The following is a 20030-nucleotide window of genomic DNA, read 5'->3' as shown; positions in this document are numbered from 1 at the left end:
CGGTTCGGGCGACGCGGCGTCGCCGGTCCGGGACCGCTGCGGCTAGGCTTGGTTCCCGTGAAACTCAGCATCGGCATCGTCGGATTGCCCAACGTCGGCAAGAGCACCCTGTTCAACGCCCTGACCCGTGCGGACATCCTGTCGGCGAACTACCCGTTCGCCACCATCGAGCCGAACGTCGGCGTGGTGGCCGTCCCGGACGACCGGCTGCCGAAGCTGGCCGAGATGTACGACTCCGAGAAGCTGATCCCGGCGACCGTCACGTTCCTCGACATCGCCGGCCTGGTCAAGGGCGCCTCCGAGGGTGCGGGCAAGGGCAACCAGTTCCTGTCGAACATCCGCGAATGCTCGGCGATCGCCCAGGTAGTCCGCGTCTTCGAGGACGACAACGTCACCCACGTCGACGGCACGATCTCCCCGCCCGACGACATCGAGACGGTCAACACCGAGCTGATCCTCGCCGACCTCCAGACCATCGACAAGGTCCTCACGCGCCTGGAGAAGGAGGCGCGGGTCGACAAGACCAAGCAGCCCAAGGTCAAGGCCGTCCAGGAGGCCCGCGACGTCCTCGACTCGGGCCGGACCGTCTTCTCCGCCGGGCTCGACACCGAGCTGCTGCAGGACCTGCACCTGCTCACCGCCAAGCCGTTCATCTACGTGTTCAACGTGGACGAGGACCAGGTGGGCGACGAGGAGCTGGCCGCGAAGCTCCGCGAGACGGTGGCCCCCGCCGAGGCGGTCATCCTCGACGCCAAGTTCGAGTCCGAGCTGGTGGACCTGGAGCCCGAGGAGTCCCGCGAGATGCTGGAGTCGACCGGCCAGACCGAGCCGGGCCTCGACCGGCTGGCCGGGGTCGGCTTCTCCACGCTCGGACTCCAGACCTACCTGACCGCCGGCCCCAAGGAGAGCCGGGCGTGGACGATCCGGAAGGGCGCCACCGCCCCCGAGGCGGCCGGGGAGATCCACACCGATTTCCAGCGCGGCTTCATCAAGGCCGAGATCGTCTCCTACGACGACCTGATGGAGGCCGGGACGCTCCAGGCGGCGAAGTCGGCCGGCAAGGTCCGCATGGAGGGCAAGGATTACGTTATGCGAGACGGCGACGTGGTCGAGTTCAGGTTCAACGTTTAGCGCCGTTGAGAAGCAGCGGGGCGACGGCGGTTTCCCACGCCCGGCCCGTCACCTTGCCCCGGGCGATGCGGCCAGCACTGCCGCGAGTCCTTCCCGCAGGTCCTTGACGAAGTGCTCGGGGACCTCCAGCGAGGGGAAGTGTCCACCGGCCTCGGGCGAGCTCCATCGGACGATCCGCCGGTACCGCTCCCGCGCCCAGGGGCGCGGGCACTTCGCGATGTCGCGGGGGTACACGGTGATCGCCGACGGGACGTCGACCCGGAGTTCGGGGTCCACAGAGTTGTGGCTCTCGTAGTAGATGCGGGCCGAGGATGCACCGGTGCGCGTCAGCCAGTACAGGGTGACATCGTCGAGGACGTCGTCCCTGGAGATCGTCTCGAACGGGCCGTCCTCGTTGTCGGTCCACTCGGCGAACTTGTCGAGGATCCAGGCCAGAAGCCCGACCGGTGAGTCGACCAGCGAGTAGCCGATGGTCTGCGGCCGGGTCGCCTGCTGCTTCGCGTACGCCGCGCGGTTGCGCCAGAAGTCGCGGGTCTCCTCGGTCCATTCGCGCTCGACCGTCGTCAGCCCCTCCGTCGTCAGCCCGGGCGGCGCCTCCGCGTACGTGGTGTGGATGCCCAGGACGTGCGAGGGGAACCGGCCGCCGAGCACCGTGGTGATCACACCTCCCCAGTCGCCGCCGTGGGCCGCGAACCTGGCGTAGCCGAGCCTTCCCATCAGCTCCACCCAGGCGGCGGCGATCTGTTCGATCCCCCACCCGGTGGCGGCCGGCTTGTCGCTGTAGCCGAAGCCCGGCAGCGATGGAACCACGACGTGGAACGCCGGAGCGTCCGCGTCCTTCGGATCCGCCAGCTCGTCCACTGCGGCGGTGAACTCGGAAATGCTGCCCGGCCAGCCGTGGGTGAGGATCAGCGGAGTGGCGTCTGCGCGCGCGGATCGGCGGTGCAGGAAGTGGATTCCCAGACCATCGATGGTCGTGCGGAACTGGCCGATGCGGTTGAGGCGCTCTTCGAACGATCGCCAATCGTACCCGGTGCGCCAGTAGTCCACGAGATCGACGAGGTCGGCGAGGGGGACGCCCTGCTCCCATCGGAGTGGGCCGGGCACGGCGCGATGGACCGTCTCGGCCTCCGGTAGCCGCGCCGCGGCCAATCGCGCGCGCAGGTCGTCGAGTTCGGCTTCGGTGGCGCGGGCTTCGAATGCCTCCACGCCGTCGGTGGGACGGGGCATGAGACCTCCTGGAGTATGGAACCGTCTTAGACGGTTCTAGCATGATCGGCCGCCGATATGCAACCTGCTAAGGTGGTTCCATGCCTGCCGCGTTCCCCGCCTTCCGCCTCGGCAACGTGCTGGCGACCAGCTTCACGGCGACGCTGACCGAGCGCTGCGGCAACGCCCTGGAGCGCATTCCCACGCCGCAGCGGCTCATCGACTGGCTGGAAGTGAACGGCCTGGCCGTGGACTCCTGCACCAGGGCCCAGCTCGACCTCGCTCGGGAACTGCGGGAATCGATCCACGCCGCCGCGACTGCGGCCGCGATCGGAGAGGACCTCCCCGAGTCCGCCGTCCGGATCATCAACGACCGCAGCGTTCAGGGCCGGGCCGCGGCCGTCCTGACGCCCGAGGGCGACCGGCGGTGGCGACTCGGCCCGGCCTCCCGTGTGGAAGACGCCCTGAGCGTCATCGCCGCGGACGCGATCGGCATCATCGCGGGCGAACGGGACGGCAGACTGGCCCTGTGCGCGTCGCCGACCTGCCGAGCCGCCTTCTTCGACACCAGTCAGAGCCGCACCCGCAAATGGTGCGACATGAACACGTGCGGGAACCGCCAGAAGAAGGCGCGCTTCAACGCCAACCGGCGAAAGAACGGGACCGCCGCACGGACGGGCATCGCCTGATCCGCCCTTCCCTGTGGGGGAAGGCCCGGCGCCTGGAGCGTCGGCGCCGTCGGCGGTCCGCGGCACAATTGCCGCGGAGGTGCACAGCGAATGGCCGAACCGACCGCAGCGGAGCTCGAGGCGCTCCGCGCCCCGCTCACGCGGTACTGCTACCGGCTGCTCGGGTCCGCCGCCGACACCGACGACGCGGTCCAGGAGACCCTCATCCGCGCCGCGGCCAGGGCCGACCGCTATGACCCGGCCCGGGGCAGGCTGACCACCTGGGTCCACCGGATCGCCACCAACATCTGCATAGACATGCTCCGGGGAGCCAAACGCCGCGCGCTGGCGATGGATCTCGTCCCGGCCTTCGACGGCGGCGAGCTCGGCCCACCGCTGCCCGCCGACCGCTGGGTAGAACCGATGCCGGACCGGCGCCTGTTCGACGCCGACGATCCCGGCGACGCCGCCGTCGAGCGCGAGACGATCCGGCTGGCCTTCATCGCGCTCCTCCAGCGCCTCGCGCCGCGCCAGCGCGCCGTCCTGGTGCTGCGGGACGTCCTCGCCTTCTCGGCGAAGGAGAGCGCGTGGATCCTCGATGCGACGGTGCCTTCGGTCAACAGCGCCCTCCAGCGCGCCCGCGCGGCCTTGCAGGCCGAGCGGCCCGAACCGACCGACATCCTCGAGCCCGAGGACCCGGAGCAGCGGAGGCTGCTGGGTCGGTATGTGGCCGCCTTCGAGTCACACGACCTGGCTGAGATGACCGCGGTCCTGCGCGAGGACGTGATCGCGTCGATGCCGCCGTTCCTGTGGTGGCTGCGGGGCGGTGAGCTCGTCGCCGACCTGACGACGAGCAGTGAGGCGTGCGCCGGGGACCGGCTGGTGCCGACCGCGATCAACGGCTCGCCCGGCTTCGGGCAGTACCGCCCGGACGAGGCCGGGTGCCTGCGACCGTTCGCGCTGGTCCTGGTCGAGCCGCGCGCGGGGCGCATAGCCCGGCTCACCACGTTCCTCGGCCGGGAGGACCGCTTCGCGGAATTCTCCCTTCCCGAGACGCTGGAGCGATGAGTTTCGTCCGTGCAGGTCGTATCAGTGGTGACGACCGACTTCGAAAGGACGGCACCACATGGGTACTCCCGATTCAGAACGCTTCGCCGCCGAGACCTTCGCCGAGCGCGAGCGGCTCGCCTCCCTTGCCGCAGACTTCGGACCCGATCAGTGGGCCACCCCTTCGCTCTGCGAGGGCTGGCGGGTCCGCGAGGTTCTCGCGCACATGACGATGCCGTTCCGGATCTCGGGGTTCGGCTTTCTCGGCGGGATGGTGCGGGCGCGGTTCTCCTTCGACCGGTTCGCCGATCGGGACGCCCGTACGACGACCCGGAAGCTGCGCGACGAGGAGCTGGCCGAGATCTACCGGAGCAATGTCCGGCACCCGTGGCGGCCGCCCGGCGGCGGGCCCGCCGGCGCTCTCAGCCACGAGGTGATCCACGGCCTCGACATGACCGAACCGCTGGAGCTGCCCGCACCGCCGGCCGACCGGATCGCCCTGGCACTGGGCTCGGCCGAGCCCCGGAACCTCGCCTACTTCGGCGTCGACCTGGGCGGCAGGCGACTGGTCGCCGACGACGCGGATCTGACCGTGGGCGAGGGCGAGGAGCACCGCCTGTCCGCCAAGGACGTGCTGCTGGTGGTGACCGGTCGGCGCGCGCTCGACGGCGTGCGGAGACGTTCGCGCTGACGGAGGTCCGGGGCGGACCTTCGGGAACGGCCCACCCGGACGTTACGGCCGGGTGTGGGAGCCGACGTTGACGACCCGTCCGGACGAGTCGCGGTAGAAGAACCGGGTGACGCCCCACGGTTCGGAGGTGAGGGGGTGCACGATCTCGGCGCCGGCCGAGACCGCCGCCTCGTGCGCCGCGCGGACGTCGTCGACGAAGACCGACACGTCGGGGTTCACCTCGGCCGTGGCGTCTGCGGTCATCAGGTTCAACTGCCGCCCCGCGCCGTCGGCGAGCGTGGCGATCCAGCCGTGGTCCATCACCACCTCGAGGCCGAGGATCTCGGTGTGCTCGCGGATCGCCTCCGGGAGGTCGGCGACGGTCAGGTCGGGAACGATGCGTTCGATGATCACTGCGCAAGTGGACCAGACCGTCGGTGCCGGAGAGCGGACGGGCCCGGAGGGCGAGGTTGGGCTCGGTTTCGACGCAGCCGCCAGGTGTCCACCTCGCACTGCCCATCGGCGTTGTCTCCGGCCGCCACGACGGTCCCGTCGGCGAGCAGCCCGAGTGAATGCGTCGCCCCTGCCGCGATCGCCGCGACGCCCGTCCACGCCCGCACCTCGCACTGCCCGTGCCGATTGTCGCCGGCGGCGCAGACCGTCCCGTCCTCGCGAAGAGCGATGGTGTGGCGGCTGCCGGAGGCCACCGCCGAGACCGATCGCCACGCTGCGACGTCGCATTCGCCCGACTCGTTCTCGCCGGTGGCGATGACCGTGCCGTCGTCCCGCAGTCCGACGGTGTGCAGGTACCCGGCGGCGATGCCGACCAGCTTGCGCCATCGGCCGATCTCGCACTGCCCGCGCCGATTGTTGCCGGCGGCGACCGCCGTTCCGTCGCCGCAGACCGCGACGGAGTGCCAGTCTCCGCAGGAGATCGCGACGACTTCTCTCCAAGCGTCCACATCGCACTGGCCTTCTGCGTCGCGCCCGGTGGCGGCCACGGTGCCGTCCGCCCGGAGGCCGAGCGTGGTTCTCCAGCCTGCTGCGACCGCCGTGACCTCGCTCCATGCCGAGACATCGGTCTGGCCGTCGCGGTCCCAGCCGGCGGCGAGGACGGATCCGTCGGCTCGAAGCCCGACCGTGTGCGATCGGCCGGTGTTGCGGGCAGGGTGCACGTTTCCGGCCGCGACGGCGACGACGTCGGACCAGGACCGCACGTCGCACTCACCGGCTCGGCCGTTGCCGCAGGCGATGACGGTGCCGTCGTCCCGGCATGCGACGGAATGCCGCCGGCCCGCGGCTATGACGGCCACTTCGTCTCCTTCCCTCGGCCCCTGCGGCGACACGTTACCTCCGTGCGCAGTTGCGGAATTTCGCGGTGCCTTGACATGCCGGGAGATATTGATATGTTTAACTACGAAATGAGCAATCGTTTACCAAAGGTCGCCCGTGCGCAGCGCGCGAGCCCTCGCCGGAGGAGCCGTATGACCATCCCGATGACCACACCCCTCCGGAGGAGCACCCGGCGCGCGGCCCGCGGCGTCGCCGCATCCGCGCTCTCCGGCCTCGTGGCGGTCGCCGCCCTGACCACCGCCCAACCAGCGGCCGCCCAGGAGGGCCTCCCGCCCACCGGGCAGACCTTCGAGCACTACACGCCGCTGAAGGACGCCTACCAGGACTACTTCTCCTTCGGCATCTTCGGGGCCGGCGAGATCGACGGCCTGATCTACAACTACGCGTCCTACACCCCGGGCAACGAGATGAAGCCCGAGAGCACGCAGGAGGTCAAGGGCGAGTTCACCTTCGACGCGGCGGACGCGGCAATGGCGAGGTATGCCGAGCGCAACCCCGACCTGAAGTTCTCGGGACACACCCTGGCATGGCACTCCCAGACGCCCACCTGGATGTGGGACGCACCCCCGGCCCGGTACGACCAGCCGGGCACGTTCGATCACGACGTGGCGCTCGACAACCTGAACTCCCACATCGAAGGCGTCCTGGGGCGCTACGGCGGCGAACTCGAGGCGATCGACGTGGTGAACGAGGCCGTGGGCACCGCCGACCCGGACGACTGGCGCGCCTCGCTGGCCAAGGGCGAAGGCTGGTACCAGGCGCTCGGCTCCGACTGGGTGGAGCTCGCGTTCCTGAAGGCCGCGGAGGTGGTCGACGCGGGCGGCTGGGACGTCAAGCTCACCTACAACGACTTCGGGCTGGACTCCCCGGAGAAGGCGCGCGTGGTCTACGAGATGGTGCAGGACATCAACGAACGCAACGAAGGCGTCCGCCCGGACGGCAAGCCGCTGATCGAGGTGATCGGCATGCAGGGCCACTACAACCTCGACACCGACGTCGCAGACGTCGAGAGCAACATCCAGCTCTTCGCGTCGCTGGACGACGTGGAGGTCAACGTCACCGAGATGGACATAGCCCTCCCGCCCGGCACGCTGACGCCCGAGAACGAGAACAACCAGGGCATGAAGTACGCCGAGCTGTTCCAGGTCTACCGCGACCACGCGGCCGGCCCGGCCAACACCACGAGCAATCCGCACGTGATCACCGCCGTGAAGCTGGCCGGCGTCCGCGACGTCCGCACCGGATGGAAGGGCGGCGAGTTCGCCATGCCCTACGACTACGACGGCAAGGCCAAGGACGCGCTTCTGGGCATCCTGTACCCGGCCGGATTCCTCGCCGCGCACGACTACATCGAGACCCCGGGAGGCGGGGACCTCCCATCGCTCCCGGGCGTCCACGTCTTCGACACCTCCAGGGGCGACACCTGGAGCGGCGCCAACATCATCCTGGGCGACGACGCCTCGGTCTGGCCGTGGTCCACCACCGACGACGGCGAGGTCGCCTTCCGTCCGGAGCAGGGGGAGACCTACCGCTTCACCGTGAACTACACCGCCAAGGGCACGACCGCGATCCGCGTCCGGTGGATCGAGGACAACACCAACGGCGGGTACACCAGCGGCGACGGCGCGGTCGTCAACGACCACCAGTACGGGGCCGGCGAGACGGCCACGTTCATCCCCGCGTACTTCAACAGCGGCATGGTCAACATGGGCACCTACGACCTGGTAACGGAGATCACCCTCGACGGGAGCCAGCCTGCCGACGCCCTCGTCGGCAACATCGCAATCCGCGGCGGCGGGGGCGGCAACGCCTACTCGATCAACGCCATCACCGTGGAGCAGGTGAGCGACGACGGCGACCGGGTGCTCGTGAACTGGCCGGAGGGTGTCCCCGAGGCTCCGAGTACGACGCTGAACTACCGGGGCAACAACTGGATCAGCGTCTCGCTGGACGCCGAGGCCGCGGACCCGGCCGCCGTCGCACGCACCGAGTACCGGCTCGACGGCGGCGAATGGGTCACCTACACCGAGCCGTTCACGCTCAAACGCTCCGACCGGCAGACCCTGACCTACCGCACCGTCGACTCCTTCGGCACCGCCGAACCGGACCGCTGCGTGACGTTCGGCCCCGGCAACGGCAGAGTGGACGTCGAGGTCGGCCCCGACGATGAGAGCGCGTGCAACTGACGAACCTGCGATGGTCGGAGCTCGTTCGCCGGGACCTGGGGCGGTTGCGTCCCGCTCGCGCCGACGAGGCCGACGAACTCTCCGGGCTCGCCATGCGGTCCAAGAGCCACTGGGGCTACTCGCCCGGGTTCTTGGAGGCATGCCGGGCCGAACTGGCCATCACCCCCGAGAAGCTGGGCTCGGGGGTGACCGTGGCCGATCTGGACGGTCGGATCGTCGGTTTCCACAGGATCGAGGGTTCGCCTCCCGCAGCGGAACTCGCCGCACTGTTCGTCGACCTCGACATGATCGGTGCGGGCGTCGGCGGCGCGCTGCTGCGCGATGCCCTGAGCGCGGCCGCCGAGCGCGGTATCCGGCGGCTGGTGCTGGACGCCGATCCCGGCGCCGAGCCCTTCTACGCCCGGTACGGAGCCGAAAGGATCGGGCAGTCGCCCAGCGGTTCGGTCCCCGGAAGGGTGCTGCCGCACATGCGGTTCGAATTGGGCTGACGCAGGCCGGCCGGGACGCCGCCGCTCCGGCGTGCGAAATGGACGTGTCGCGGACTCCTGGCATACTGGTGGTAGCCCTTCGAGACCCGCGGAGCCCCGGATGTCCACAGCAGTCGAATCCGACCGGAACCGGCGGCCGGAGCGTGCCGGGCGGCACGTGCGCCGACTGGTACCGGTGCTGGTGGCCGTGCTGCTGATCGCGGTCGCGCTCCAGTTCAGGTCCGAAAGCGGTTCGGACGCCGCATGGCGGACCGCGCTCCCGGGAGAGGGCGCGCTGGACATCGTGGACACGAACGATTCGCTCACCCTCGTCCGGACCGAGCGCGGCTTCATAGCCGTCGACAACGACGACGGCGCCGTGGCGCACCGGTTCGAAGCCGAGGACGGCGAGCGGGTGGTCGACCTGGCCTTGGCGCGGATCGGCTTCTTCGTCGTACTGGCCTCGGAGTCGGACGGGACCAGGATCGGCGCGTTCACGCCCGGTCACGGGGACGGCTCCGGGTGGCGGTGGAGTTGGCAGCGGCCGGCACCGGCCGGGACCGAACTCATCGCGGTCGACGGCCGGAACGGCATGCTGTGGAGCCCCAGCACCGGCGTCCTGACCGAGCTCGACATGTGGCTCGGCAACGAATCGACGGTCGCCGAGGACGTCGCCGAGGTGACGACCATGCCCGACCGATTCGAACTCCAGGCATGGACCTCACCGCTGGTCGTCGCCCACCGGACCGGGTCGGCCGACCACTGGTCGGTGTCGAGGCTGGAGCTGGCGGAACCGGTCGTCGACGAGGGCGCCGAACTGATCCCGGTCGACGGCGACCGGCCGCCCCGGGCGATCGACGAGGCGATCTACACCCTCGACGAGGACCGCTGCGGCCTCCGGCTGTTCGGACGTGGTTCCACGGCCGAATGGACCGAGCACGAAGTCGACTGGCCGTCTCCCCCGAGGTCGTGCTCGCCCGTCGGCTGGTCCTACGGGGAGGTCCTGTACCTGACCGGAACCGCTGAGGCGGGGCACGACGCCCTATGGGCGGTCGACACGGCCGTCGCGCAGAGATCCGTGGGAGTCGGCGAGCGCGACTCGGCGGTCGCGATCGAGTTGGACGTGCCGCAGGCTCCGGCCGACCATGAAGCACTGAACCTCCGGTACGCCGCCGGATCGGACGACCGGGCGCACCTGATCGACGGCTTGACCGGAGAGACCGTCTGGGAGGCCGAGGCGGCCCCGGGCGGCTACACCGCGACCGGATTCGAGGCCGCGTTGCTGGCCAGGGAATCCGGCTGGTGGGAACGGGTGGTGAGGGGCCGCGCGGCCACCGCTTTCGATCTGCTGTCGGTCGAGGGCGATCGGGTCGGGACCTTCTACTCCGATCGGGAGCGGCCGAGCGACGGCCTCGTCAGGAACGGGAGCGCCACCCTGCTCCTCGGCGACACCGTCGTACGGATCGAACCGGAGTGACGGCACGCTCGGCGGGTCCGGGTCACGGGCTCCGTTTGAGCCAGCGGGAGAGGCGGCTGCGGGAGAGTGCGGGGTCCTCCCGTTCCGCGCGGTCTCCGGCGATGGAGAGGTAGGCGCTCTCGACCCTTCCGGCGAAGGTCACGTCGGTGAGGCTGAAGCCGCCCTCGCGGGCGAGCACGATGAGCGTCGCCTCCTCGGACCTGGAGACGTCCGGATGGACGTCGAGCGTGTCGGCGAAGATCTTGATCTGTTCGGCGAGCTCGGCGTGCTGGGATTCGTCGAGCGGCAGCGTCCGCGTGAGGCGGCCGTCGTCCGCGACCCAACCGTTGAGCTCCCTGAGTGCGTCCAGCAGCACGTTGTCGTCTTGCTCCGTTCTCCCCATATGGCACCGTCGCCATCTGTATCGGCCGCGCGATATGCCACCCTGGCGTGGCCGGGTCGCAGCCGCTCAGTAAGGTTGATCCACATACGGCACTCGCAGACAGCAGGGACGTTCGTGTCTGAATTGTCGCCGTATCTTTATCGTTTCTGAACCGAGTCTTCCCGCTCCCTCAGCTTCTGTCCAGGGTTGCATAACCGGCATTTCGGATATTTCGGAAGGGACGGTACGGTTCTTGTCTGGTTTTGTGCCGACGGCGACGATTCCTGACCGCACGTGCCATCGAGTCTCGACCGAACGGATGAGGGACGCCGGGAATACTCCCCGGTCACGGATCGTCGCACCACGCCCCAGTCCGGTACGCACCGTTACATACTCGCGACTTGGATGTGCTAGCCGAAACCGGACGGCGGTAGACTTCCGGCCGTGAACCAACCACGAGTCGTCGTCGGCGCCGCGATCCGCGCGGGCGACAAGATCCTCGCCGCCGCCCGCGCCCACCCCCCGGAGCTGGCGGGTCTGTGGGAGTTCCCCGGCGGCAAGGTCGAAGCCGGCGAGACCGAGGCCGAGGCGCTCCGCCGCGAGTGCCGTGAGGAGCTCGGCGCCGAGATCGAGGTGGGCGAGCGCGTCGGCGGCGACCTGGTCACCGGCGGCGGGCGCTACCTGCTGCGGGTCTACCTGGCGCGGCTGGACGGCGGCGAGCCCGAGCCCCTGGAGCACGGCGACCTGCGCTGGCTGGCCGCCGACGAACTCGACCGGGTCCGCTGGCTGCCGGGCAACCTCCCGGTCGTGGCCGCCCTCCGGGCGGTCCTCGCGGGCGCCTAGAAGAACGTCCGGATCGCGTCCACCACGCGGCCGGTCGCCTCCTCGACCACCGGGATCAGGTTCCACTTGTCGAACGCCGTGCACGGGTGCGACAGGCCGAGTGCGACCACGTCGCCGACGTCCAGGTCCTCGAGCGGGCCGGTCAGGAACAGGTGCTGGTCGCTGATCTGCGTGCACCGTGCGCCCTGCAGTCCCAGGGGCACCGGCAGGCCCTGGTCGAACGGGAGGTCGCGGCGCCCGGCGTCGAGGATCGCCAGGCCCGGTTCGGGCAGTGACAGGACGCGGGTCCGGGCCTCCAGCGCCGGGAGCAGGTCCGGTCCGTCCGCGCCCCTGGCCGCGGGGGTCAGGCGCGCGTAGAAGCCGTCGTCGTGGATCAGGTAGGAGCCCGAGCGCAGCACCACCTCGGCCGGTCCCGCCAACGGGCCGAGCACGGCCGCGACCCGGTCGACGTAGGCGCTGCCGCCGGCGGTGAGCATCGGGCGGTCCACTTCGAATTCCACGGCTTCCCAGAGGTCGGCGAGGTCGCGGAGGTAGGCGTCCACGGCCGCGAGTGCTCCGGGGGTGGTCTCGCCGGTGACCGCGCCCTCGTAGCCGCCGACTCCGGCCAGGCGCAGATTCGGAGCAGACCGGACCGCCTCGGCCACCGCCAGCGCCGCGTCGATGCCGCGCGCTCCTCCCCTGCCGCCGGCGACGCCGAGCTCCACGGCCACCTCCAGCGGCCCGCCTCCGGCTCGGGCGAGGACGCCGGCTGCGGCCGGGGAGTCGGCGAAGACGGTGATCCGGGCGCCCTCGGCGGCCCACTCGGCCAGCCAGGCCGCTCCGGCGGCGCCGGTGACCTCGTTGGCGACCAGCAGCCGGTCGGCGCCGAAGGCCCGCGCCACTCGGGCCTGGGGCAGGTTGGCGACGGTGACGGCGGCGGCCCCGGCCCGGATCTGGCGGTGCCAGAGCTGCGGCGCCATGGTGGCCTTGCCGTGCGGGGCCAGGGTGAGTCCGCGTTCGGCGCACCAAGCGGCCATCGCGGCGAGGTTGTGCTCGAGCGCCTCGGCGCGCAGGACCGCCAGCGGGGTTTCGAGGTCGGACAGGTGAGGCATGGACTCCAGCCATTCGCCGAGCCGCAGGCCGTGGGCGGCGGCGGGCGCCGCCTTGAAGCGCCAGTCCAGGGTTTCCTCGCGCAGCGCGCGGATCCGTCGGTCTTCCATCTCGGCCGCTCCCAAATATGAAGGTATATTTACTATATGACAGCGAAGACTCCGATCCACACCACCGCCGCCCCCGCTCCCGCCCACGCCTTCCCCCAGGGCGTCCGCAAGGGACCGCTGCTCCAGGTCTCCGGCCAGGGCCCGGTCGATCCGGCCACCGGCGAATACCTGCACCCCGGGGACGCCGCGGCCCAGACCCGGCGCGCCTTCGACAACGTCCACGCGATCCTCACCGCCGGCGGCGCGCACTTCGACGACGTGGTCGTGCTGCGGGTCTACCTGGCCGACCGCGGCGACTTCGCGGCCATGAACGAGGCCTACGCCGACTTCGTCGCCGCCCGCACCTCCGAAGGGACCCCGCCACCGGCCCGCACCACCGTCGTGTGCGCCCTCCCGAGGGCCGAGATGCTGGTGGAGATCGACGCGCTGGCCTACGTAGACTTACGCGTCCGCGTCTAGGGAAGGGATCGTGCATGTCCGAGCTGGACCTGGTCATCCGGGGCGCCGAGGTCGTCGACGGCACCGGCGCCGCCCGCTTCCGCGCCGACGTCGGCGTCGCCGGCGGCCGCATTGCGGCCGTCGCGGCGGACGAACGGCTCGAGGGGCGCCGCGTCATCGACGCGGCCGGTCTGGTCTGCGCCCCCGGCTTCATCGACATGCACGCCCACTCCGAGCTGGCGGTCCTGACCGACCCCGAGCACCTCGCCAAGCTCGGCCAGGGCTGCACCCTGGAGGTGCTCGGGCAGGACGGCCTCAGCTACGCCCCGGTCGACGAGGCCACCGCCCCGCAGATGTGGGACGCCATCAGCGCCTGGAACGGCCGCCCCGAGGGCCTGGAGGCGGACTGGCGCGGCGTCGGCGACTACCTCGACCGGCTCGACCGCGGCACCCCCACCAACGCCGCCTACCTGGTCCCCCACGGGACGGTGCGGATGCTGGCGATGGGCTGGGACTCCCGGCCGCCCTCCGAGGCCGAACTCCAGGCCATGCGGCGCGAGGTCGCCGCCGGGCTCGAGGCGGGCGCGGTCGGGCTCTCGGCGGGGCTCAACTACGCCCCCGGCATGTACGCCGACACGGCCGAGCTGGTCGAGCTGTGCGAGGTGGTCGCGCGCTACGGCGGGTTCTTCGCCCCGCACCAGCGCAGCTACGGCGCCGGCGCGCTCGAGGGCTACGCCGAGATGATCGCGATCGCCCGCGCCTCCGGGTGCGCCCTGCACCTGGCCCACGCCACCATGAACTACGAGGTCAACGCCGGACGGGCGGGGGAACTGCTCAAACTCGTCGACGAGGGCCGGGACGAGGGCCTCGACATCGGCCTGGACACCTACCCCTACCTGCCGGGGATGACGATGCTGGCCGCGCTGCTGCCGAGCTGGTCGGTCGAAGGCGGCTACGGGGCGCTGGCCGCTCGCCTGGCCGACCCCGGCGCCCGGGGCCGGATCGTCCGAGAGCTCGACGAGACCGGCACCGACGGCGCCAACGGCGTCCCGGTCGACTGGAGCCGCATCGAGATCGCCGGGGTCGCGCGGCCCGGGCTGCGGCGCCTGGTGGGCCGGACCGTCGCCGAGGTGGCCGCCGAACGCGCCGCGCCGCCGTCCGATGTGTACCTCGATCTGCTGGTCGAGGACGACTTCGGCACCGGCTGCCTGATGCACGTCGGCAACGAGGAGAACGTCCGCCTGATCATGCGCCACCCCACCCACACCGGGTCCACCGACGGGGTGCTGCACGGGGACAAGATCCACCCGCGCGGCTGGGGCAGCTTCGCCCGCTACCTCGGCCACTACTGCCGTGAGCTGGGCATGTTCACTCTGGAGGAGATGGTCGCGCACCTGACGGGCGCGCCCGCGAGGCGGCTGGGCCTGGCCGACCGCGGCGTCGTCGCCCCCGGTTGCGCGGCCGACCTGGTGTTGTTCGACCCCGGCACCGTCGACGCCCGCGCCACCTTCGCCGAGCCCCGGCGGCAGGCCGCCGGCATCCCGTACGTCCTGGTCAACGGCCAGGTGGCCGTCGACGACGGGCGGCGCACCGAGGCCCTGGCCGGCCGGTCGGTGCGCCGCCCGTCATTAACGGGCTCACTCCGCGGGGGTCAGCCGGAAGTCGGCGCCGACCACGGCGTCGGCGACGACCTCGAGCTCGGAGGAGCCGGACCCGAACGCCTCGGCCGAAGCCTCCAATGTGGCGGCTCCGGCATCGGTGAACAGGACGTACTCACCGCGGCCGTCGGTGACGGCGCCGTTCCCGGTGGCCGGGTCGAGGACGGTCGCGCCCTCGACCGGTTCGCCGTCCTGGTCGGCGACCGTGCCGCGCACCAGGCCGCCGCCGAGGAGGTCGCAGCCGATGCGGACGTCGTCGACCTGCCAGACGAAGGCCCACGTGTCGTTGTCGGTGTAGTGGAACCGCAGTTGCACCGCTTCCTCGTCGGCCCAGGCCGAGAGGTCTATCTCCTCCAGCCCTCCGATCAGTTCGGCGTCGGTGTGCCACACCTGTTCCCAGGTGCCGCCGCCGTCGGCCGAGACGGCGATGTCGGCCTCCCCGCCGAACTCGTAGTCCGCGAACAGGTGCCGGAATGCCAGCGTCGGGTCGTCGGCCTCGGTCAGGTCGAACGGCGCGGTGATCATGTCGGTGTCGACCAGCGCCTCGGGGCCGGCCGCGTCCGAATTGGCCTGGGCGAATCCGCCGGTGCCGGTGGTGGAGTTGCCGTAGCCGAACGGGGCGTCGAAAACCCAGCCCTCGGCCTCGCCGCGGTTGACGACCTCCCAGCCTTCGGGGCGCTCGGAGGCCCCGAAGCGCTCGTCGAGGACTTCCGATCCGTAACCCGGTGCGGTGCATTCCTCCTCGAGGAAGGGGATCTCGATCAGGTCCGACTCGTCGGCGCCGACCGAGACCCCGCCGTACCCGCGGTCGAAGGCGCGGACGTCGAGTTCCCAGTCGCCCTCGACGGGGACCTCCAGGCTGAATTCCCCGGTGAACGGGTCGGTCTCGGCGTAGGCCTCCCCGCCGGAGGTGCCGATCTCGGCCGACAGCGGCCAGCCGTGGCCCGATCCGTCCGCGACCACGCCTTCGACCGTCTCGACCGGCACCCGGGTCAGTCGGGCGCTGAACTCGGCGTCGGCGCGGCGCTTGACCTTGACCCAGCCGGTCGCGGTCTCGTAGGTGAACCGCTCGGCGGTGACCCGGTACCACCCGGCCGGGATGCGGCCGATGTCGAAGGCGCCGTCGGAGTCGGTGGCGGCCACCCGGTCCACGCCCCATCCGTCGAGGGTGAGGCGGGCACCGGCGACCGGTCGGCCGTCTTCGTCGACGACCTCGCCGTCGAGCGAGCCGAACCTCCCCTCGGGCGGGTCGAGCGCGGCCTCGTAGGCGTCGAGGCGGCCGTGGCCGTAGACGTTGTTCAGCTTCGCGGTGCCGCCGCACGAGGTGTCGTCCTCGGCTACCGCGTTGCGGGTCAGGTACTTGTAGACCTTCCAGTAGTCGCCCTCGAGCTTCGGCGAGGAGGACATCATGAGCGCGACGGTGCCGGCCACGTGCGGGGCGGCCATCGAGGTGCCACGGTTCTCCTCGTAGCCGTCGCCGGGGACCGAGGAGAGGACGCCGTCGCCGGGGGCGGCGATGTCCGGCTTGACGAGTCCGTCGGCCGTCGGGCCCTTCGACGAGAAGGGGGCGATGTTCCCGTCGATGTCGGTGGCGCCCACGGTGATGACGTCGCCGTAGTCGCCGGGGCTGCCGACGGTCTCGCAGCCCTGGTCTCCGGCGTTGCCGGCCGCGAAGACCGGGATGATCCCGGCGGCGTGCCACAGGTCGACGATGTCGGCGAAGAACGGGTCCTCGGCGGGGCCTCCCCAGGAGTTGTTGACCACGTGGGGTGCCATCGCCGGGTCCGGGTTGAGGCCGCGCCGGTCGGTCGGCGCCGCGATCCACTCCCCCGCGGCCAGGAAGGTCTCCGAGGTGGGGGCTTGGCCGGCGGAGGCGGCGATCCAGGTCGCGCCCGGGGCCACCCCGATCCGGTTGCCGTCGCCGTCGTCCCCGACCATCGTGCCCATCGTGTGGGTGCCGTGGCCGAACAGATCGCAGGGGTCGCGGCCGCATTCGCCGGCGGCGTCGAAGAAGTTGTAGTCGTGGGTGAACGTCCCGTCGCCGTTGTTGCCGCGGTACCGGTCGACGAGCGCCGGGTGGTCGTACTGCACACCGGAGTCGATCGAGGCGACGACGATGCCCTCGCCGTCGACGCCCTCGTCCCACGCCTCGGGTGCGCCGACCTGCTCGAGGTTCCACAGCGGATCGTCCTGCTGCGCTTCGGCCCCGTCGGCGCCCGGGGAGAGGTGGTCCGGGCGGTCCTCGGTCCCGACCGGTTCGATGTAGTGGTATTCGGAGGGCTCGACGACCTCCTCCACCTCGTCGAGGGCCACCAGGTCCTCGAGCAGGTCGGCATCGCCGTCGACCTTCACCGTCGATGAACCCCAGAAGGTCTCGTAGTCGGCGCCGGCCGCCTCGAGCTCCTCGACCGCCTCGGCTTGGCTGGCCTCGGCGAATTCGCGGGCGGCCTCGACGGCGGCCCGGCCCTTGGCTTCCTTGTCGTCGGCGGCGGCCGCGCCGCTCCAGTCGGGGTCGCCGGCGAAGCGGAGCCACAGCTCGGACTCGCCGGAGTCGTCGATCTCTTCCAGGAGGTCGGGATCGACCTTCTGCTCCAGGAGCAGTTCGGTGTCGGAGGCGGACCGCTCGGCCCAGGCGCCGGAGGCGACGCCGGTGGATACGAGTAGACCGGCGAGCGCGGCCGCCAGGGTGCGGCTTCGCCGCAGGGTAGGTGTCACGGGATCTCCTTGTTCGGGGGGTCAGGCTGCGCGGGAGGGGTCGCGAAGCGGCGGTTTCTGCCTTTATCGGCGTTCTGGGGATCGGTGACTCGAATGCGGTAGAACCTGCTGCAGTGTTCCTACTGGGGTTGACGCGCTGAAGATCCGGAACAGTTGCATCCGGCCGGGGTTCGGCCGAAAAAAATCGGGGCCCGGAGGTTGCACCTCCGGGCCCCGAACGTCGGCCGTTCCGGGTGGTAAGACCGGGTCAGAAGTCGAAGCCGCCGAAATCGGCGCCCATGTCGCCGCCCATGTCGCCGCCGCCGTCGTCCATACCGGCGTCCCCGGCGTCGCCGCCGGCATCGGCGCCCGCGTCGGCACCGCCGGAGCCGCCCTCGACCATGCCGCCGGCGTACGCCGGCATCACCATGGCGTTGATGACCATCATGCCGACCATGCCGCCCGCGAGGCCGCCGAGCGCGGGCTTCCACCACGGCGTGTTGTACCAGCCGGACGGGACCGGCCGCCCCTCCACAGTGCCGCCCGGGTAGTAGTGGGTGTTCTGGTCGTCCGGGGTGGGCGAGCCGGTGTAGTTGCGGCCCTCGACCTCGGCCGAGACCGGCTCCTTGAGGGAGCCGGCGCGGCTCTGGCCCGGCAGGACCGGGATCTCGGGCCCGGGCTCCAGGCCCATGGCCTCCCGCGCGGCGCGGACGTAGTGGAGGCCCTCGACGGCGGTCTCGGAGACCAGCCGGTGCTGCTGGAGGGTGGCGGCCGACTCGAGCTGGGATCCGGCGGCGGTGTAGCGCTCACCTGCGTCGGCCAGGGCCTGCCCCGCCGCGGGGTTGTCGCCCGGGGCGGTCAGGTTCATCGTCTGGCCGCCGAGCCGCTCGTACAGGCGCCGCGCCTCCGCCTCGGCGTCGGCGAGGTCGCGCTCGGCGCGCCGCTTGTTGGAGTAGACCACGAAGGCGATGATCGCGATTGCGATCAGAAGCAAGGTCAACCACAGTTCCATGGAGCGAGCCTACCCGCGAGCGCGTCCGTAGACTGTCCGGTATGACATGGGTCCTATTGGCGGTGGTGTGCCTGGCCGCGGGCGCGGCCGGCGGCTGGTTCGCCGGGCGCAGCAGGCAGGCCGCGCAGTTGGCCGCGGCGCAGGCGCGGCTGGAGGCGGCGGCCGACAACGAGCAGCGCTTGGAGGCCAAGCTCAAGACCGTCGCCTACGAGGCCACCGACCACTCCAGGCAGGCCGTCGGTGAGGTGCTCGCCCCGATCGCGGACACGCTGGCGCGCTACGAGACCCGGCTCGGAGACGTGGAGCGGGCGCGCACCGACGCCTACGCGCAGCTCCGGATCCAGCTCTCGGGGGTCGCCGACATCTCCGAGGCGCTGCGCGACCAGACCGGGCGGCTGCTGACGGCGCTGAGGTCGCCGCAGGTGCGCGGCCGGTGGGGGGAGGTCCAACTGCGGCGCATCGTCGAGTCCGCGGGGATGCTCGAGCACTGCGACTTCAGCCAGCAGCAGTCCGGCGAGGTCGACGGGCGCGCGGTGCGCCCGGACCTGGTGGTACGGCTGTCGGGCGGGCGGACGGTCGTGGTGGACGCCAAGGCCCCGCTGCAGTCGTATCTGCAGGCCCTGGAGGCCGAGGACGAGGCCGACCGGGACGGGGCGCTGCGCGCCCACGCGAAGCACCTGCGCCGGCATGTGGAGACCTTGGCCGCCAAGGAGTACTGGCGGGCGTTCGACGACACGCCCGAGATGGTGGTGCTGTTCGTGCCCGCCGACGCCTTCCTCGACGGGGCGCTGCGATCGGACGCGACGCTGCTGGAGGACGCCTTCGGCCGCGGCGTGGTCGTGGCCTCGCCGGCGACGCTGATGGTGCTGCTGCGGACGGTCGCCCACACCTGGCGGCAGGAGGCGCTCGCCGAGCACGCCAAGGAGGTCCACAAGCTGGGGCGGGAGCTCCACGAGCGGCTGGCCACGGTGGCCGGGCACTTCTCGAAGCTGGGCACCTCGCTGGAGTCGGCCGTCAGCTCGTACAACGCGGCGGTCGCGAGCGTGGAATCGCGGCTGCTGGTGACCGCCAGGCGGTTCAGCGAACTGGAGGTCGCCGCCGACGCCCCGGACCCACTGGAGCCGGTGGTCACTCCTGCGCGCAAGCCCACCTGGGAGTCCGAGCCGGAGGCCGCGGAGCGTTCCTAGGCGTATTGCCCGGGGCGGTTTCGCTGTCCTTGCGGCGGTTCACTCCGGCCATCGGTTCTGCGTGGACTGTGCACAATATGTGCGAGTGGCAACCTGACCGGCGTTACGATCCCGCCGCTCTCCGAAGGAACACCCCGTGCCTCTGTACGACCTGGACAAGATCGAAGAAGTCGGCACCAAGCACGCCCCGGCCCTCGCGGACTGGTACTTCGACACGCTCGAAGCGATCGACAAGGTCGGCCGGTGGCGCGAGGACGCCTTCAGCGCCTACCTGGATCCGCTCTGGCACGACTGCTTCGTGTTCACCTACGAAGTGGTTACGAAAGCGCGATCAACCTCACTGTCGACCTCAGGGCTCAGATCGAAGAGATTGGGGATAGGTGCATGCTCCTCGAAGCGGCGGCGATTGCATGCCGACACTGGATGAGCC

Annotated in this window: 18 protein-coding genes and 1 pseudogene; 12 read left to right on the top strand and 7 right to left on the bottom strand. The window is 71.0% G+C overall.

Annotated elements, in window-relative coordinates; translation table 11 throughout:
* Window positions 1–57: 57 nt before the first annotated feature.
* Window positions 58–1131, top strand: a complete 1074-nt coding sequence (gene ychF / locus CUT39_RS18930) for a redox-regulated ATPase YchF (RefSeq protein WP_100449024.1) — start codon at window positions 58–60, stop codon at window positions 1129–1131.
* A 48-nt stretch (window positions 1132–1179) separates the two neighbouring features.
* Here the strand turns inward: ychF and CUT39_RS18925 are convergent, their stop codons facing one another.
* Window positions 1180–2361: an epoxide hydrolase family protein gene (locus CUT39_RS18925; RefSeq protein WP_100449023.1), complete on the bottom strand. Its 1182-nt coding sequence runs from the start codon at window positions 2359–2361 to the stop codon at window positions 1180–1182.
* 80 nt (window positions 2362–2441) lie between these two features.
* Here CUT39_RS18925 and CUT39_RS18920 point away from each other — a divergent pair, with 80 nt between their 5' ends.
* The 3 genes from CUT39_RS18920 (at window position 2442) to CUT39_RS18910 (ending at window position 4746) form a co-directional block, all read left to right on the top strand.
* Complete coding sequence (locus CUT39_RS18920; RefSeq protein WP_100449022.1) at window positions 2442–3029, top strand: CGNR zinc finger domain-containing protein; 588 nt, start codon at window positions 2442–2444, stop codon at window positions 3027–3029.
* A gap of 90 nt (window positions 3030–3119) precedes the next feature.
* The gene (locus CUT39_RS18915; RefSeq protein ID WP_100449021.1) at window positions 3120–4076 is read left to right on the top strand and encodes an RNA polymerase subunit sigma-70; all 957 of its coding nucleotides are present in this window, start codon (window positions 3120–3122) and stop codon (window positions 4074–4076) included.
* A 58-nt stretch (window positions 4077–4134) separates the two neighbouring features.
* Window positions 4135–4746, top strand: a complete 612-nt coding sequence (locus tag CUT39_RS18910) for a maleylpyruvate isomerase family mycothiol-dependent enzyme (RefSeq protein ID WP_100449020.1) — start codon at window positions 4135–4137, stop codon at window positions 4744–4746.
* A gap of 42 nt (window positions 4747–4788) precedes the next feature.
* Here the strand turns inward: CUT39_RS18910 and CUT39_RS18905 are convergent, their stop codons facing one another.
* Window positions 4789–5139 (bottom strand): VOC family protein, encoded by a 351-nt coding sequence (locus CUT39_RS18905; protein ID WP_100449019.1) that lies wholly within the window; start codon window positions 5137–5139, stop codon window positions 4789–4791.
* Window positions 5136–6038: an RCC1 domain-containing protein gene (locus tag CUT39_RS18900; protein WP_100449018.1), complete on the bottom strand. Its 903-nt coding sequence runs from the start codon at window positions 6036–6038 to the stop codon at window positions 5136–5138. The genes CUT39_RS18905 and CUT39_RS18900 overlap by 4 nt, the downstream gene beginning before the upstream one ends.
* Window positions 6039–6221: 183 nt before the next feature.
* On the opposite strand from CUT39_RS18900, the gene CUT39_RS18895 reads away from it, so the two are divergent.
* The 3 genes from CUT39_RS18895 (at window position 6222) to CUT39_RS18885 (ending at window position 10208) form a co-directional block, all read left to right on the top strand.
* A complete protein-coding gene (locus tag CUT39_RS18895) occupies window positions 6222–8264 on the top strand; it encodes an endo-1,4-beta-xylanase (protein WP_157930836.1) in 2043 nt (680 codons plus the stop codon).
* Entirely contained in the window at window positions 8255–8752 is a 498-nt protein-coding gene (locus tag CUT39_RS18890; RefSeq protein ID WP_232805826.1) for a GNAT family N-acetyltransferase, read from the top strand. Before CUT39_RS18895 ends, CUT39_RS18890 begins: the two co-directional genes overlap by 10 nt.
* A gap of 100 nt (window positions 8753–8852) precedes the next feature.
* Window positions 8853–10208 carry a hypothetical protein gene (locus CUT39_RS18885; protein WP_100449016.1) on the top strand — a complete coding sequence of 452 codons (1356 nt, stop codon included), beginning with the start codon at window positions 8853–8855 and terminating at the stop codon, window positions 10206–10208.
* Between the two features lie 22 nt (window positions 10209–10230).
* Here the strand turns inward: CUT39_RS18885 and CUT39_RS18880 are convergent, their stop codons facing one another.
* Entirely contained in the window at window positions 10231–10590 is a 360-nt protein-coding gene (locus CUT39_RS18880) for a pterin dehydratase (RefSeq protein WP_157930835.1), read from the bottom strand.
* Window positions 10591–11013: 423 nt separating this feature from the next.
* Between CUT39_RS18880 and CUT39_RS18875 the strand changes: the two genes are divergently transcribed.
* On the top strand, window positions 11014–11412 hold the full coding sequence (locus tag CUT39_RS18875; protein ID WP_100449014.1) for a (deoxy)nucleoside triphosphate pyrophosphohydrolase: 399 nt from the start codon (window positions 11014–11016) through the stop codon (window positions 11410–11412).
* Here CUT39_RS18875 and CUT39_RS18870 read toward each other — a convergent pair.
* On the bottom strand, window positions 11409–12611 hold the full coding sequence (locus CUT39_RS18870; protein WP_100449013.1) for a type III PLP-dependent enzyme domain-containing protein: 1203 nt from the start codon (window positions 12609–12611) through the stop codon (window positions 11409–11411). The genes CUT39_RS18875 and CUT39_RS18870 overlap by 4 nt on opposite strands.
* A 36-nt stretch (window positions 12612–12647) precedes the next feature.
* Here CUT39_RS18870 and CUT39_RS18865 point away from each other — a divergent pair, with 36 nt between their 5' ends.
* Both CUT39_RS18865 and CUT39_RS18860 read left to right on the top strand, forming a co-directional pair.
* A complete protein-coding gene (locus CUT39_RS18865; RefSeq protein WP_100449012.1) occupies window positions 12648–13070 on the top strand; it encodes a RidA family protein in 423 nt (140 codons plus the stop codon).
* Between the two features lie 23 nt (window positions 13071–13093).
* A pseudogene (locus tag CUT39_RS18860) lies at window positions 13094–14671 on the top strand (N-acyl-D-amino-acid deacylase family protein); the annotation flags it as partial.
* Between the two features lie 15 nt (window positions 14672–14686).
* Here CUT39_RS18860 and CUT39_RS18855 read toward each other — a convergent pair.
* On the bottom strand, window positions 14687–17422 hold the full coding sequence (locus CUT39_RS18855) for a S8 family serine peptidase (protein WP_100449011.1): 2736 nt from the start codon (window positions 17420–17422) through the stop codon (window positions 14687–14689).
* Between the two features lie 247 nt (window positions 17423–17669).
* Entirely contained in the window at window positions 17670–18413 is a 744-nt protein-coding gene (locus tag CUT39_RS18850) for a hypothetical protein (protein WP_100449010.1), read from the bottom strand.
* Between the two features lie 41 nt (window positions 18414–18454).
* Between CUT39_RS18850 and CUT39_RS18845 the strand changes: the two genes are divergently transcribed.
* Both CUT39_RS18845 and CUT39_RS18840 read left to right on the top strand, forming a co-directional pair.
* A complete protein-coding gene (locus tag CUT39_RS18845; RefSeq protein ID WP_100449009.1) occupies window positions 18455–19600 on the top strand; it encodes a DNA recombination protein RmuC in 1146 nt (381 codons plus the stop codon).
* Between the two features lie 136 nt (window positions 19601–19736).
* Window positions 19737–20027: a hypothetical protein gene (locus CUT39_RS18840; protein ID WP_100449008.1), complete on the top strand. Its 291-nt coding sequence runs from the start codon at window positions 19737–19739 to the stop codon at window positions 20025–20027.
* Window positions 20028–20030: the final 3 nt, after the last annotated feature.

The sequence above is a fragment of the Glycomyces xiaoerkulensis genome (genome assembly GCF_002798405.1).
Taxonomy (GTDB): Bacteria; Actinomycetota; Actinomycetes; order Mycobacteriales; family Micromonosporaceae; genus Glycomyces; species Glycomyces xiaoerkulensis.
The sequence above is the reverse complement of the archived record's forward strand: the minus strand, read 5'-3'. Positions and strand labels throughout refer to the sequence as shown.